Source organism: Paludibacterium sp. B53371, from assembly GCF_018802765.1.
GTDB lineage: Bacteria > Pseudomonadota > Gammaproteobacteria > Burkholderiales > Chromobacteriaceae > Paludibacterium.
Genome location: NZ_CP069163.1, coordinates 1,475,913 through 1,491,780, shown reverse-complemented (window position 1 = coordinate 1,491,780; position 15,868 = coordinate 1,475,913). Strand labels below are relative to the sequence as shown.

Annotated in this window: 13 protein-coding genes; 4 read left to right on the top strand and 9 right to left on the bottom strand. The window is 63.1% G+C overall.

Annotated features, from left to right (window positions below; genetic code table 11):
• Window positions 1–24: 24 nt before the first annotated feature.
• From JNO51_RS07075 to JNO51_RS07035, 9 genes are all read right to left on the bottom strand, one after another.
• Entirely contained in the window at window positions 25–759 is a 735-nt protein-coding gene (locus JNO51_RS07075; RefSeq protein ID WP_215782307.1) for an ABC transporter substrate-binding protein, read from the bottom strand.
• 110 nt (window positions 760–869) lie between these two features.
• Complete coding sequence (locus JNO51_RS07070; RefSeq protein ID WP_215782306.1) at window positions 870–1,670, bottom strand: hypothetical protein; 801 nt, start codon at window positions 1,668–1,670, stop codon at window positions 870–872.
• A 67-nt stretch (window positions 1,671–1,737) separates the two neighbouring features.
• The gene (locus JNO51_RS07065; RefSeq protein WP_215782305.1) at window positions 1,738–5,943 is read right to left on the bottom strand and encodes an ATP-binding protein; all 4,206 of its coding nucleotides are present in this window, start codon (window positions 5,941–5,943) and stop codon (window positions 1,738–1,740) included.
• Between the two features lie 11 nt (window positions 5,944–5,954).
• Window positions 5,955–6,701: a response regulator gene (locus tag JNO51_RS07060; protein ID WP_252346230.1), complete on the bottom strand. Its 747-nt coding sequence runs from the start codon at window positions 6,699–6,701 to the stop codon at window positions 5,955–5,957.
• Between the two features lie 105 nt (window positions 6,702–6,806).
• Window positions 6,807–7,214: a bacteriohemerythrin gene (locus JNO51_RS07055; protein WP_215782303.1), complete on the bottom strand. Its 408-nt coding sequence runs from the start codon at window positions 7,212–7,214 to the stop codon at window positions 6,807–6,809.
• Between the two features lie 184 nt (window positions 7,215–7,398).
• Window positions 7,399–7,884 carry a hypothetical protein gene (locus JNO51_RS07050; RefSeq protein ID WP_215782302.1) on the bottom strand — a complete coding sequence of 162 codons (486 nt, stop codon included), beginning with the start codon at window positions 7,882–7,884 and terminating at the stop codon, window positions 7,399–7,401.
• Window positions 7,885–8,058: 174 nt separating this feature from the next.
• Entirely contained in the window at window positions 8,059–9,006 is a 948-nt protein-coding gene (gene lipA, locus JNO51_RS07045) for a lipoyl synthase (protein ID WP_215782301.1), read from the bottom strand.
• Window positions 9,007–9,019: 13 nt separating this feature from the next.
• Complete coding sequence (lipB, locus tag JNO51_RS07040) at window positions 9,020–9,574, bottom strand: lipoyl(octanoyl) transferase LipB (protein WP_215782675.1); 555 nt, start codon at window positions 9,572–9,574, stop codon at window positions 9,020–9,022.
• 57 nt (window positions 9,575–9,631) lie between these two features.
• Window positions 9,632–9,901, bottom strand: coding sequence for a YbeD family protein (locus JNO51_RS07035; RefSeq protein ID WP_215782300.1), 270 nt, complete (start codon window positions 9,899–9,901; stop codon window positions 9,632–9,634).
• Window positions 9,902–10,117: 216 nt separating this feature from the next.
• Between JNO51_RS07035 and ilvA the strand changes: the two genes are divergently transcribed.
• From ilvA to JNO51_RS07015, 4 genes are all read left to right on the top strand, one after another.
• A complete protein-coding gene (gene ilvA / locus JNO51_RS07030; protein WP_215782299.1) occupies window positions 10,118–11,638 on the top strand; it encodes a threonine ammonia-lyase, biosynthetic in 1,521 nt (506 codons plus the stop codon).
• 132 nt (window positions 11,639–11,770) lie between these two features.
• Window positions 11,771–12,418: an HAD family hydrolase gene (locus JNO51_RS07025; protein WP_215782298.1), complete on the top strand. Its 648-nt coding sequence runs from the start codon at window positions 11,771–11,773 to the stop codon at window positions 12,416–12,418.
• Between the two features lie 77 nt (window positions 12,419–12,495).
• Window positions 12,496–13,509, top strand: coding sequence for a hypothetical protein (locus JNO51_RS07020; protein WP_215782297.1), 1,014 nt, complete (start codon window positions 12,496–12,498; stop codon window positions 13,507–13,509).
• A gap of 187 nt (window positions 13,510–13,696) precedes the next feature.
• Window positions 13,697–15,862: a YgiQ family radical SAM protein gene (locus JNO51_RS07015; RefSeq protein ID WP_215782296.1), complete on the top strand. Its 2,166-nt coding sequence runs from the start codon at window positions 13,697–13,699 to the stop codon at window positions 15,860–15,862.
• Window positions 15,863–15,868 lie beyond the last annotated feature (6 nt).

The following is a 15,868-nucleotide window of genomic DNA, read 5'->3' as shown; positions in this document are numbered from 1 at the left end:
GCATGAAATATAGTGAGGCACCTGCTAGGAAGGCAATTTGCCCATGAGGGCAGTCAGGCTGCTGCCAAAATGAAACTGGTAGAAGGCATCGAGGCTGCCGTCGCTGCGCATTTTCTGTATTTCACGATCAATCCGGTCACGCAGCGCCGCCAGCCCCGGGCGCAGGGCCAGGGGCTGGGGACGCATGGCCACCACCTCCGGCAGGCGGCGGATGCCATTGGCCAGATCCGGGTCAATGCCCTGGGTCAGGAAAGGGTCATCCAGGATCAGGTCGACCCGGCCGCGGGCCAGCAGGCTGACCGCCTCGTCCGCGTCCAGCGCCTCGACCCGCTGATAGCGATGATCGTTTTGCACACTGAAGGGATAATCATAGGCATTGACCCAGGCAAGGCGCCGGTTGCCAAATTGTGCCGCATCGAAATGCGAGTCCTGACTGGTGGCGGGCACCCAGGCATACAACACCCAGCTCACCAGCGTCTGACGCGTGGTCAGCCATCCGGCCGGCGCATGCTTGCCGGCGGCAAAAGCCACCATGTCCACCTTGTCCTGCTTCATCAGTTTCTGACAACCGGACAAAGACATGAAACGGTAGTGAACCGAGACATCCGGCAGACGTTGCAGCGCATTGGCCAACAAACCACGCACCTGACCCTCTTCCTGATACACAAAGGGATACCAGGGCTCGGCACAGAGCAGCAGCGGATGCGCTGTCACGGGCGCCAGCCAGGCGCCCAGCAGCCATAAGCAGCCACGTTTCATCCGGTTCTCCTGAAAAACACGCTGACCACCTTTATCTGTTTAATCCAGCATCGACTATAAGCGCAGCGGCATCCGCTCATTATGACATTTAGCAACTCACAATAGATATTTCAGGACGTAGGCAACTTACCCTGTTCCATCATGGCTGCACGTTGCCGGTACTGCGCCACGATATTGTGATAGTCCGCCGTCTGACGAAACGCCTGCAAGGCACGGCGCAGACGTTCGACCTCCGCAGCGGGCGTCCCGCGCGACACCACCATCCACAGCGAGATGGCCTGCAAGGCCGTACGCTGCACGCCATGCAGACCGGTACCAAATTGTTGCCGATAGGGGCTTTGCATCATTTGCTGCCAGCTGGCATAGACATCCATTTCCTGCGTCAGCAACACCCCGGCCTGACCATTGATCAGGGCCAGGTAGTTGCTGCTCATGTCATCCGCCGTCTGCAGCGGCAGACCGGCGGCGCGCGCCATGGCGGCAGAGGCACTGCCCAGCCGGGTCACGACCTTGACCCCGGCGCGCTGAATGGCCGCCCAGTCGCGATAGACCGGACGGCCCTGCAAGGTAAAGGCCAGCACCCTGTCTTCCACCATCACCCCCACCCACTGCCAGTGCGCCTCACGTTCCGGTACGCGCGCCAGCCCGACCAGCAGGGCGCAGGGGCTTTCCTCGGCCTCTTTCTGCGCTCGGAGCCAGGGAGCGGGTCGTGCCAGCTGCACCGGCAGATTGGCCTGCCGCAATGTCCCTGCGGCAATTTCCAGCGTCAGACCGCGCAGATCATTCAGCGACGGCCCGAGCACCCGCTGATAGTCCCCGAGCGGCGAGACATGCAAGACCAGCGGGGAGGCCAGGACACTCATGGCACTGAACCACAGCAACATGCCAGACAGACAGGACCTGAGGCGCATGAGCCACTCCGATGTTAAGTGTTCTGATTGAGGTATAAGCGCTGCCACCGCACAGTCAACGTAGGGATCAGCGGCCTTCGGGAGCGGGTGCCTGCGCCCCCAGCCAGGCGGCCACCGCCTGCCAGGCCTGAGCAACCGGCACCAGCGCCCCGGCCAGCTGCGCCGGCGGCTCGCTCTCCTGCTCCAGCCTCTGCGCCGCCTCCCCCAGCGCCATGGCGCCCACCATGCGGGCAGCACCCTTCAGCCGATGGGCATACCAGCGGACCCGCTCCGGCTGCTGCTCGTGCACGGCCTGCTGCAAGGCTTGCCAGTCATCGGCTTCACTGTCGAGAAAATCCCGAATCAGGTCGGCCTCGATCGCCGCATCCCCCTGGCTGTACATGGCCAGCACCTGACGATCGATCACCCCGCCGGCAGCGCCTTCAGGCGGCGGCACCACAGACGCTGCCACGCCGTCCGCCATCGCCAGTTGCCGGGTCGGCAACCAGCGCGCCAGTGCCTGCTGCAGCACCTGCAAACCGAGCGGCTTGCCCAATACTTCATCAATGCCGCTGGCCAGCGCCTGCGGCAAGGCATCACTGGCGACATCCGCCGTACAGGCCAGAATCGGAATCCGTGACGGGCTCGCCCGCATCGCCTCCACCTGACGAACCTCGCGTGCCAGCTGCAATCCATCCATCACCGGCATATGGCAATCGGTGAGGATCAGCGAGACGCGCTGTGCCAGCCAGCAATCCAGCGCCTGGCGACCGTCCTCGGCCAGCAAGCAGGGAATGCCGAGGCGCTCGAGCTGCATGGCGATCAATTTGCGGTTGACCGGGTTATCCTCCACCACCAGCAGCGGTGCGGGGAGGTCGAAAGCCAGTGCGGTATCGATGGCCGGTGCGACAGCCATCGAATGAATCCGGGCGGCATCGGCCAGCCGCAGACGCAAGGTCAGGCTGATCGCGGTCCCCTCGCCCGGCCGGCTTTGCATGGCGACTTCACCCGCCATCAGCCCCGCCAGACGACGACAGATCGCCAGGCCCAGCCCGGTGCCGCCAAAACGCCGGGTGGTACTGCTTTCTGCCTGAGTAAAGGGCTGAAACAGCTGCGCCTGCTGTTCCGGCGCGATGCCGATCCCGCTGTCGCGGCAGGAGAAGCGCAGCGTCTGGCTGTGGTCGTCACCTGCCAGCACCTCCAGACACAACAACACCTGCCCCTGCTCGGTAAACTTGACCGCATTGCTGAGGAAATTCTGCAGAATCTGCCGCAGGCGCAGTGGATCCACCTCATAAGCCGGTGCCAGGGTAGCCGGCAGCTCAAGCCGGTACTGCAACGACTTGCGCTCAGCCGTTTCGCGATACAGCGCATGCACGCTGCGCAACAGGGCGACGAGATCGACCGCTTCCGGACTCAGCTGCATGCGTCCGGCCTCGATCTTGGAGAAATCGAGAATATCGTCGATCAACCGCAGCAAGGTGTGGGCCGAAGTCTGGACCGACGTCAGCGAATCGAGACGCTGAGCATCGCTTTCGCCCAGCCGCAGTAATTCCAGCAGCCCGAGAATGCCATTCAGCGGCGTCCGGATCTCGTGGCTGATGGTCGCCAGAAAGGCACTCTTGGCGGCATTGGCCTGATCCGCCTGCTCGCGCGCGACTTCCAGTGCCTGCTGCTGGCTCTTCAGCTCGGTGATATCCGCACGCAGGCACACCGTGCCCAGCCCGGGAATCTGCCGGTCATTGGCCATATACCAACGAGTCCCGATCTGCAGCACAAAGGAGGCTTCCGGCAAACGGTGGCGCCTGACCCGTTCGGCCAGCCAGCCCTCCGGGGTATAGCCCGGCTCGGTCTGCTCGTCTGCCCGCATCATCGACAGGCGCACCAGCGACTCAAAGCTTTCACCCACCACCTGATCTGCCGCGATGCCGTCGAAAAACAGATCGGTGTATTGCTGATTACAGATAATCAGCAAGTCCTCGACGTCGTAGAAGGCAAAGGCCTCCGGCAAGGCCTCGATGGCCGCGCCCAGGCGATGCCGGGCCTGAGCCGCGCTGTCGCGCGCCTCGCGCAAGGCCAGCTCATTGCGCTTGATGGTGGTGATGTCGGTACAAGACAAAATCACACCATCGGCCGGATGGCCATCATGCAGCAGCCGCGACTCGAACAACAGCCAGACCTCATCGTGCGTGCGGGCACGGCAGGCCAGCTCACAGCGCTGAGCCGGCACCCCTGACCGGACATGCTCGATTTGCTGCTGCAGTGCCGGCCATTGCTCGCTCTCGCCCAGCAAGCGCGCCAGATCCCCCAGCACCAGCGCCGACGCCTCCACACCCAGCATCTGGCACACCGGATGATTGACCTTGAGGAGACGGTTGCGATCGTCGAGCAAAATCAACCCGGCCGGCGACGCCTTGAAAATGCCGTCGAGTTCGCGCATAACCTGCCCCAGGCGCTCGCTCGACTGCTTGCGCGCCTCCTCCTCCAGCACGAAGCCCAGCAGGCTGACATACAGGGCCAGCAGGGCATCATCGCTGCCATGCAGCGCTTTGACGTCAGGCCCCCACAGGGCAATGATGCCCCCCGTTCCCTGCTGCAGGGAGACCGGATAGACATGCCAGCGCGCATCCGCGCGCCACCCGGCCTGCAGCTCACTCAGTGGCCCGCGCTGATCGCGCGTCACCCCCGTCGGGCCGGCACTGGCACGGCATCGATACATGACGGCCTGATGCAGTCCCCGGGTTTCCAGCAAAACCCCGCCTTCGCTGCCGGCATAGCGCTGCAAGACCGCCAGCAACTCATCGAAGATCGCTTCGCGCAAAATCGGGGTAAACAGCAGGTTTTGCAGCCGCGAAACATCAGACAACAGCCGCAGGCTGTATTGCCGTGCCTGCTCGGCATGAAAGCGCTGCTGGTCATCGCGCACAATGACCAGCACCCCCTGCAGCAAGCCCCCCAGACGGATCCGGCTGGCAATCAGACTGATGTGCAAGGGCTGCGCATTCCCGCCTCTCGCCTGGGTTTCGATCTCCTGCCCGCTCTCGGCCAGTTGCAGCAAGCGCCGGTGATCCAGCCCGGGTTCAGAGATCAACTCCTGCAGATAACAGGCGGTCAATTGCGCTTCACTCAAGGCGAACAGGCTTTGTGCCCCCCGATTGGCCATGAACAGCCGACCGGCCGGATTGACCAGCATGATGGCTTCGCGCGCCGCATCCTGAACCGCACTGAACAAATCGAGAGGGCGCAGCACCCGGCGCAGCAGCCAGAGAAACAGTACCGCATTCAGCAAGATGGCCAGCAGCAGAATCAGCAGATGCCCCATCAGGGCATTCACCGCGCCGGCCGACTGACGCGCAATATGCTGTTGCAGCAGACGATCGGCCTGCTGGCGAAGATGCTGCAACACGTTGGTTAGCGCGACAACCGACTGCACATAGCCGGTATCGGCCACCCCCGAGGGCGGCATGTCATGACTCCGCGTCATGAAGGCCTGAAACGCTTGCGCCAGTTCACCGCCCTGCCAGCCGCCGGCCACCGGCGGCAAGGACGGGAGATCCTCCTGCAGCTGACTGAGCACATTGGCGGCCAGTTGACGATTGATTTCCTGTCCCGCCTCCATCGTGTCATTCAGGGGATGGCCCAGCTGATGACGCGCCAGACGCGCCGTCTGATCGGACTGCACCCGCTGATGAATTTGCCAAAGTGACAATTGCAGCGACTGCAGCCGGGCGGTCTCCTCATCGACATCACCACTCATCTTGCGCCGCAACTGGTTGGCGATTTGCCAGGAGGGAGACAGCAGGCGTTCGGAGGCCAGCATCAATTCGAACGACAGGGTTTCATCCGGCAGCGGCGCCGCACCCGCCAACCGCTGCCAGATCGTCAGACGCAAGCTCTGCATATGCGCCAGACTGGTCTGCAGGCGCAACAGCCTGGCCCGGTCGGCCAGTGCCGGCCGGGCCAGCCACAAACTCAAAGCCTGACCATAGCCTGCCTCGGCTAGCGCGGCCTGGCGCTGCCACGACAATCGTTGTGCCGGCGCCGGCAGGACGCGGCCGGTCAGCCAGGCCTGGTACTGCTGCGACTCGAGCGCGACGCCATCGGCAGACTGCATCAGCAGGCGATTGATCTGGTCGACCGTATCCGTCAGCTGCACATGGCGATAGGCTTCGATGGCACGGGAGATCAGCAGGCCGTAGCCGACTAGCTGGATCAGCGTGATGACCAGCATGATCAGCAACAGACTGCGCTTGATCTTGCGGATGGCACTTTCGTCGCGGACCGGCTTGTCCATGTGCAGGCTCGTCAAAGGGCGGTGCCGAACAGGGCCTGAACCTGCGCCATCTGTTCCTGCGGCAGATCGGCAATCGCCAGACTGGCGATGCCATACACCGACTGAAACCGTTGCAGCACATCCAGATGTTGGGCGGACAAACGCACCCCGCGATCCAGTAGTTCGCGCCCGGCCTGGTCCAGCAAGGGACGCGCCAGCATGTCGCCGGGCCTTGCCTCTGCCAGCGCACACGGTCGCAGATAGCGCTCCAGCAACTGAGTCAGGTCCTGACTCTGCTTCGGCACCATTGGCCGCTCGAAGGTCAGGCTGTCATATTCACTGCCGGTAGCGATCGCAAAGTAGGAAAACGGGTCAATGGCAGGCCGCGGCCGCGACAGCGCCGCCTGCAGATTCTTTTCAATATCGTTGGGTTTGGGCGGCTTGATAATGAAACCGTCGGCATGCAGCTTCGCAGCCAGCAGGATATTGCTGCGATCGGGATGCGCAGACAGAAACACGAAAGGCAAATCGGGAGACTGGGGGGTCGCTGCACAGCGCAGCATCTTCAGCAGATCCATGCCGTTGACCGGCGACATCTGCATGTCGCACAGCACCAGATCGGCCTTGCGCACCGCCAGCACATGCAAGGCATGGTTACCATCCGTGGCTTGCAGAATATTGTCCGGCACGACACCGAAACTGCGCAGAACCTGGCCAACCAGTGTACGGACCAGCAACTGGTCATCGACCACCAGAATTCTTGCGTGTGGCAAGTCCACACTCATCGCCGTCCCCTCGTGTCGCCTGATGCCTCAGGCAGCATGCCAGGCCATGCATATACTATATGTCATTAATTGTTTTTTATTGCCATGCAATAAAGATACTCAGCCGGTCGGCGCGTTCAACACCTTGGCCAACTCGGCATCCGTGACGAGGATATGCTGCTGCAGCCAGTCGGTCAGAAAGGCCAGCAGGCCATCCAGCTCGGCGGGCGACAGCGCGGCCAGTTGCGCCGCATAGAGATGCACCCTTTCGCTGAAGGCACGATGTGCCGCGAGATGCCGTGCCAGATAGTCGGGATCCAGTGCGGCACCGCGCATCAGCGACTCTTCCGTCTCGAAGTGGAAAAGGACGTAGTGCTCCAGCCGCCGGACAATCAGCTTCAGCGCGGCCAGATCGCCGGCCTGCTCACGCCAGCGCTGCAGATCATCGAGAATGGCAAACAGCGCCTGGTGCTGCAGGTCGATGGTTTGATGGCCGATGGCGAAACGGGCATCCCAGCTGATGGGCATCGGAAGTTCCTCCGCACGGCCATGAGAAAGCCGTCAGTTTTCTTCCTATATGTAATCGCTGCGGCGGACAAGGCAATCACCTTCCGCACAGTCTCTGATGCAGATCAGCCGGCAGGGCAATTGGCGGGAACGTCAGGCGGGAGAAAGGATGTCCGGCCACGGCGGGCACCGGACGGACGGGCGATCAGGGTTTGACCCGCTGCACGCAAGCCTGGGCCTCATTGGCCAGCTTGACCGCCTCGGCTACCGCCTGGGCGGCGCGCTGCGAGGCACTGGCCGCCAGGGCCGAGGCCTGCAGGGCGGTTTCTTCGGCTTGCTGGGCGGCCGCCTCTGCCGCAGCCGCCGCCGCGGCAGAGGCCGATGCAGCGGCTTCGGCCGCCGCTTCGGCGGCCATCTGCGCCGCCCTGGCAGCCGCCTCGGCAATGGGAATGACGGCACCGAGCGAGGCCTCGCGCGCGGCATTGGCCGCCCAGCGTGCCGCCAGCGCCGACATCTCCGCTGCCACCGCCGCACGCTCGGCAGCCTCCCTGGCATGCTCAGTCAGTTCGCTCAGCGAGCGCAAGGTCTCGCCATAGCGGGCATTCACCACCAGATAGCCCTCACGCAGACTACCCATTTCCGTTTCCAGCGAGATCAGTCTTGCTTGAATCTGTTCCAGGGCTTCAGACATGGAATCCTCATCATCGGGGGCAATGGCTGCCAGACAGGGGGACTGGCATGCAGGAGCGCAGAGTGTAACCCCTTTCGCGCGGTAATGCAGGCAGCGGCATCCGGCATAAAAAAGTCCAGCCAAGGCTGGCTGGACCGGATCAGGCGAATACTGAGCGCGGAGAGCGGGACGTGCTCAGGCTCCCGCCCCGTGCGCCTGCACATCGGCATGGTAGCTGGAGCGCACCATGGCACCCACCGCGGCATGCTTGAAGCCCATGGCATAGGCCTCGCGCTCGAACATGGCGAAGGTGTCCGGGTGCACATAGCGCAACACCGGCAAATGGCCGTCAGACGGCTGCAGGTACTGGCCGATGGTCAGCATGTCGACGTTGTGGGCGCGCAGATCACGCATCACCTCGAGAATTTCCTCGTCCGTCTCGCCCAGACCGACCATTAGACCGGACTTGGTCAGCACGTCGGGGCGCTTGGCCTTGTAGTCGCGCAGCAGTTGCAGCGAATGCGCGTAATCGGCCCCCGGGCGGGCCTGCTTGTACAGACGCGGCACGGTTTCCAGGTTGTGGTTCATCACATCCGGCGGGGTCTGGCCCAGGATGTCGATGGCGATCTCCAGCCGGCCGCGGAAATCCGGCACCAGCACTTCGATCTGGGTATCGGGCGACAAACGACGCACTTCACGGATGCATTCGGCAAAATGCTCGGCACCGCCATCGCGCAGGTCATCGCGATCGACCGAGGTCACCACCACATAGCGCAGACGCATCGCCAGCACCGACTCAGCCAGATGCAGCGGCTCATTGGTGTCCAGCGGATTAGGACGGCCGTGGCCCACGTCGCAGAACGGGCAGCGACGGGTGCAGATATCGCCCATGATCATGAAGGTTGCCGTGCCCTTGCTGAAGCACTCGCCAATATTCGGACAGGTCGCTTCCTCGCAGACGGTATGCAGCTTCTGCGAGCGCAGGATGGCCTTGATTTCGTGGAAACGTTCGCCGGTCGGCAGCTTGGCGCGAATCCATTCCGGCTTCTTCAGTTTCTGTTCCAGCGGCACGACCTTGATCGGAATGCGTGCGGTCTTGGCAGCGCCCTTGTGCTTGACGCCCGTGCTGTTTTCCGGCTTCAAACTGCTCTCCTCGTTACACCGTCAGCTGGCGTTCCAGATGCGGCAGCAGCCTGTCGGCCACCTGCTGCACGGAATCGCTCACACCGAGGTCTTTCAGTTGCGTCACCCGCAGGTCGGGATAACCGCAGGGGTTGATCCAGCCAAATGGCGTCAGATCCATGTCCACATTCAGTGACAGGCCGTGATAGACCGCACCGTTTTTGATGCGCAGGCCCAGCGAGGCCACCTTGGCACCCGCCACATACACCCCGGGGGCATCCACGTCGCCATTGGCACGGATATCGTATTCGGCCAGGGTGTCGATGACGGTCTGCTCCAGCCGGCGCACCAGTTCGCGCACGCCAATGTGCATGCGCTTGAAATCGATCAGCGGATACACCACCAACTGACCCGGCCCGTGATAGGTGACCTGTCCGCCGCGATCAGTGCGCACGACCGGAATCGGCAGATCACTGCGCAGCAGGTGCTCGGTCTTGCCGGCCAGGCCGAGGGTGTACACCGGCGGATGCTCCAGCACCCAGATCTCGTCCGGGGTACGGTCATCACGCGCATCGGTAAAGGCCTTCATGGCTTCCAGCGTCGGCGCGTACTCGACCTGGCCAAGGAAATGGATGGCGCGGCTCACTTACAGCACCACCTTCACCATGTGGTGACTGGTCAGGGCCAGGTAAATGGTGTCGAGCTGCTGGCGCGAGGTGGCGGTCACCGTCACCGTTGCCGACAGGTAGCGGCCGCTGCTGCTTTCGCGCAGCACGACATCATGCTCGGCCAGATCGGGAGCATGCACCCGCACCACCTCGAAGATGGTTGCGGCAAAGGCGTCATGCCGTTCGCCCATGATCTTGAGCGGAAAACGGCAGGGGAATTCAAGGAGTTCCTTGCTGGGCTGGGTCATGGCTTGTTCTTTCACTTCAGGCGCAGCGTGCGTCAATCCCCAGCAGATGCGGGCATTTTTGCGCAGTACAACCGTTAATGCGGCAAGCATTATACACCCGTGTACGCTCAGACCGACAGCCAACACATGACGCAACGCAACAAGCGCCTTTCGGCCCGCGCACGATGCTGATAATCTGCTCAGACAAATCAAAGAAATCAATCAGGACAAAGAGATATGAAGCAAGACTATCTGGAGCGCATCCTCACCGCCCGCGTCTATGACGTGGCGGTTGAGACCCCGCTGGAAGAAGCCCCCAATCTGTCGCGTCGCTGCAGCAACCGCATCCTGCTCAAGCGCGAAGACCTGCAGCCCGTGTTCTCCTTCAAGATTCGCGGCGCCTACAACAAGATGTCGCGCCTGACAGCGGAAGAACTGGCTCGCGGGGTGATTACCGCCTCGGCCGGCAACCATGCCCAGGGGGTCGCCCTGTCGGCTCAGCGCCTGGGCTGCAAGGCCACCATCGTCATGCCGGTCACCACACCGCAGATCAAGATCGACTCGGTCCTGCGCCGCGGCGGTCAGGTAGTGCTGCACGGCGACTCCTTCTCCGACGCCTATCAGCACGCGGTACAACTGGAAAAACAGACCGGCGCCACCTATATCCCGCCATTTGACGACCCGGACGTGATTGCCGGTCAGGGCACGGTCGGCATGGAGATCCTGCGCCAGCACCCCGGCCACATCGATGCCGTCTTTGTCGCCATCGGCGGCGGCGGCCTGGCGGCCGGCGTGGCGTCCTACATCAAGCGACTCAAGCCGGAAATCCGTGTTATCGGGGTGCAGCCGGTCGATTCCGATGCCATGAATCAGTCGATTCGCCAGGGCGAACGCGTCGAACTCAAGGATGTCGGCCTGTTTGCCGATGGCGTGGCCGTCAAGCTGGTGGGGCAGGAAACCTTCCGCCTGTGCCGTGAGCTGCTGGATGAAATCATCCTGGTCGACACCGATGCCATCTGTGCCGCCATCAAGGACATTTTCGAAGACACCCGCTCGATCGCCGAACCGGCCGGCGCCCTGGCCGTCGCCGGTGCCAAGGCCTATATCGAACGCGAGGGAGTCAGCAATCAAACGCTGGTGGCCATCAACTGTGGCGCCAACATGAACTTCGACCGGCTGCGCCACGTCTCCGAGCGCTCGGAACTGGGCGAGCGACGCGAAGCCATCCTGGCCGTCGCCATCCCGGAAAAACCCGGCAGCTTCAAACAGTTCTGCAGCCTGGTTGGCACGCGCAACATCACCGAGTTCAACTACCGCTATGCCGATACCCAGCTGGCGCATGTGTTTGTCGGCATCCAGATCAGCAAGCGCGAAGACGTGACGCAACTGCTGGGGGAGCTGTCCGCGGCCGGCCTCGAAGGGCTGGATCTGACCGACAATGAACTGGCCAAGCTGCATATTCGCCACCTGGTCGGGGGGCATGCCCCCTCGCTGCGCGACGAGCGCGTGGTGCACTTCGAATTCCCCGAACGCCCCGGCGCCCTGATGCGCTTCCTCGAGGCCATGCGCACCGACTGGAACATCAGCCTGTTCCACTACCGCAACCATGGTGCCGATTATGGCCGGGTGCTGGTTGGCATCCAGGTGCCGGTCAGCGACAATGTGGCCTTTCAGCAATTCCTGGACCAGCTTGGCTACCCGTATGTCGACGAAACCGACAACCCGGCCTACAAGCTGTTCCTCGGCCAAACCCGCTAACTCAAGGAAGATGACGGACAGAACCGAATCAGCAAACCCGGGGTCAGGTCTTTCTTTTTGCATCCAGAGGCAAAAAGAAAGACCTGACCCCGACTGTCTGACACCGTTCGAAACACCGTCTCAAACCGCATCATGATCAAAGCCGTTTTGTTTGACCTGGATGGTACGCTCGCCGATACCGCACTCGACCTGGGCGCCGCCCTGAACCATCTGCTTGCGGAAGAGGGCTTGCCGCCGCGGCCGGATGAACAGATCCGGCCGATTGCCTCGCATGGTGCCCGTGCCCTGATCCGGCTCGGTTTTGACGTGCAGCCGGAAGACCCGGCTTTCGAGCCGCTGCGCCAGCGTTTCCTGGCTCATTACGACCTCCACCTGACCGATCGCACGCGTCTGTATGACGGGGTGGTCGAGCTGGTCGCGGCGCTGGATGAACGTGGGCTGAAGTGGGGCATCATCACCAACAAACCGATGCGCTTTACCGACCGCCTGCTGCCCTCCCTGCCATTCCCGGTCCCGCCGGCGGTGGTCGTCAGCGGCGACACGGTGGGCGTCGCCAAGCCGGATCCGCGCCCGATGCATCATGCGACGCAACAGATCCGCATCGACCCGCAGCACTGCCTGTATGTCGGGGATGCCGAACGCGACATACAGGCCGGGCGCAATGTCGGCATGCGCACCGCACTGGCCAGCTGGGGCTACATCGCCGACAGCGACCGGCCACTTGAGTGGGGGGCGGACATCGTCATCGACTCCCCCCTCGAATTGCTGCCATTCCTCTGACCTTTCGACCGGCGGCCACGCCCGAATCCCGCCTGACAGGTTCTGTCTAACCGGCATACTCACCCGGAGGACCTGTCATGCTCCCTGCCCTGCGCCGCCTTTGCCTGCTACTCACCTTGCTGCTGCCTCCCGCCATCGCCGCGCCGATGCAGGAGAGCACCCGACCCGCCTCCCCGGCACAACTGCTCGGCACCCCGCCGGACAGCGCCAACCCCAGACTGTTGCGACAACTCGAACAACTCATGCTCAACAGTGCCCATCAGGAGCGCGCCTTCACCCACAGCTGGCTGCGCTACCTGACCGTCGTCATGCAGCATGGCGAACAACAACGTGCGGCGCGCTTTTTACAGCGCCTGAGCCAGCGCCACCCGACCGCATGGGTACGCGGCGCCGCCCTGGTCAGTGACACGCTGGCGCAGTCGGCACGCCTGAATGAAGCCTTTGCCCTGCGCATGCTGGCCGACACCGGACAACCCCTGCTGTCGGTACACCTGCTGGCCCTCTACGAACTGGCCTTGCCCAGGCTGCTGACGGACGCCCGACACAACAAGGACGATTTGATCGATGCACTGCGCACGGCCTGGGGCAGTGGCTTTGACCCCGGCGGCCTGATCGCCATCCGCCAGGCCCATGACCGGCCGATCAGTCAGGCACCGCCCGCGGTCGATCCGTCGCCCCTGCGGCAGGCGCTGCAGCAGGCCTCACCGGCCATACTGGTGACCGCACTGGCGCACTACTACCACCAACTGATCGCCAGCAACACCCTGAGCCACGGCCTGATCTGGCTGGCACAACACCGCCCGCCCCATGCGGCCCTCCCCCTGATCGAAGATTTGCTGCAAACCACGCGACAGAATCAGCAGATCTTCCAGCAGGCACTGTCCAGGCTGCAGCCGCTGCGCCAGGATCAGCCTGCCAGCCTGCAGCTGGCCCTGAGCGAGAGCCTGCTGCAGTTTCACAACCCGGTCAGCAACGCCCAGCAGGCTCGCCGAACCATGCAGCTATTTCGCCAGCAGCACCACGCCGATCCGTCTACCGCCCAGTTGCTGACGATCTTTGACCAGCTGCTGCAAGGCACGGGCAGCGACTAGCCGGCGCACCAGACGGCGACATGCCCTGCGGGAGGTCAAAGGCAACAGCCGGCGCCTCCCGTCCGGCGACAACCACAGGAACAACATGGACTTTCCTCGGCTAGCACATTGAAAAAAAAGACTATATTGCTTACCGCAAGACGTCATTTCTGGCACAATGCGCGTCTGCCTGAAAACCCGAGTTGTCATGACGCAAGTACAAGCCACCCCCAAGCCGATTTTTTCCTATCGCAAATACTGGGCCGAGCGCTTCGGCACCGCCCCGTTCCTGCCGATGAGCCGTGCCGAAATGGACCAGCTCGGCTGGGACAGTTGCGACATCATCCTGGTATCCGGTGATGCCTATATCGACCACCCCAGCTTTGGTGCCGCCCTGATTGGCCGCCTGCTGGAGGCCCAGGGTTTCCGTGTCGGCATCATTGCCCAGCCGGACTGGCACAGCGCCAGCGATTTCCGCCAGCTCGGCAAGCCGAACCTGTTCTTCGGCGTCACCTCGGGCAATATGGACTCGATGATCAACCGCTACACCGCCGACCGCAAACCGCGCTCGGACGATGCCTACACGCCGCATGGCGCCCCGGACAAGCGACCGGACCGGGCCGTCAGCGTCTACGCCCAGCGCTGCCGTGAAGCCTATCCCGGCATCGGCGTGCTGATCGGCAGCATCGAAGCCAGCCTGCGCCGCATCGCCCACTTCGACTACTGGAGCGACAAGGTGCGCCAGTCGGTGCTGGTCACCTCCAAGGCCGACCTGCTGGTCTACGGCAACGCCGAGCGCGCCATTGTCGAGATCGCCCACCGTGCCGGACGTGGCGAAAAGCTGTCGGAAATGCGGGATATCCGTGGCACTGCCTTCATGGTGCCGCACGGCTGGCGTCCGGACGAGGCGTGGCAGGAGATCGACTCCACCACCGTCGACGTCCCCGGCGTGATCGATGCCCACAAGAACCCGTACGAGATGGAACCGGCCAAGCCGGAAGCCGGCGAAGCCGCCGCCAGCGGCGTACAGCCGGTCCGTTTCATGAATCTGCAGGAACGGGTCGCCGCGCGCCGCGAAGCCCGCAGCCGTACCGTGGTGCGCCTGCCTGCCTATGAGGCCGTGGCCTATGACCCGGTACTGTATGCCCACGCCAGCCGCACCCTGCACCTGGAGTCCAACCCCGGCAACGCCCGTGCCCTGGTGCAGCTGCATGGCGAACGCGACGTCTGGCTCAACCCGCCGCCGATTCCGCTCACCACCGAAGAAATGGACTACGTCTACGGGCTGCACTATGCACGCAACCCGCATCCGGCTTATCAGGGCGCCCGCATTCCCGCCTGGGAGATGATCCGCTTCTCGGTCAACATCATGCGCGGCTGTTTCGGCGGTTGCAGCTTCTGCTCCATCACCGAACACGAGGGCCGCATCATCCAGAGCCGCTCGCATGAATCGATCCTGCGCGAGATCGAGGAGATCCGCGACAAGACCGACGGCTTTACCGGCCATATCACCGACCTGGGCGGGCCGACCGCCAACATGTACCGGCTGGCCTGCAAGGACAAGAAAATCGAGACCTCCTGTCGCCGGCTCAGTTGCGTCTATCCGGACATCTGCGACAACCTCAACACCGACCACAGCTCGCTGATCGAGCTCTACCGCAAGGCGCGTGCCCTGCCCGGGGTCAAGAAAATCAGCATCGGCTCCGGCCTGCGCTATGACCTGGCGGTCCGCTCGCCCGAGTACATCAAGGAACTGGTCACCCACCATGTCGGCGGCTACCTGAAGATTGCCCCGGAACACACCGAGGAAGGCCCGCTGTCGAAAATGATGAAGCCGGGCATGGGCGCCTACGAGAAGTTCAAGGAACTGTTCGAGCGCTTCTCGCGTCAGGCCGGCAAGGAGCAGTACCTGATTCCCTACTTCATCGCTGCCCACCCGGGCACCACCGATGAAGACATGGTCAACCTGGCGCTGTGGCTCAAGCGGCACAACTTCCGCCTCGACCAGGTGCAGGCCTTCGTGCCGACGCCGATGGCGCTGGCCACCACCATGTGGCACACCGGCCGCAATCCGCTGAAAAAACTCGGCCGCAGCTCGGAAAAGGTCGACGTGGTGCGCGACGCCTACCGCCGCAAACTGCACAAGGCCTTCTTGCGCTATCACGACCCGAACAACTGGCCGATGCTGCGCGAGGCGCTGTACAACATGGGGCGCGAAGACCTGATCGGCTACAGCAAGCAACACCTGATTCCGCCGCGTCAGCCGGCCGAAGGCCGCAACGAGCGCAACGGGCGCTTCAATCCGGCGCACACCAAACACAGCGGCGAGCCGCGCGTACCGGCACGCAAACCGCAAGGCAAGGGCCGTCGTTAACTTACT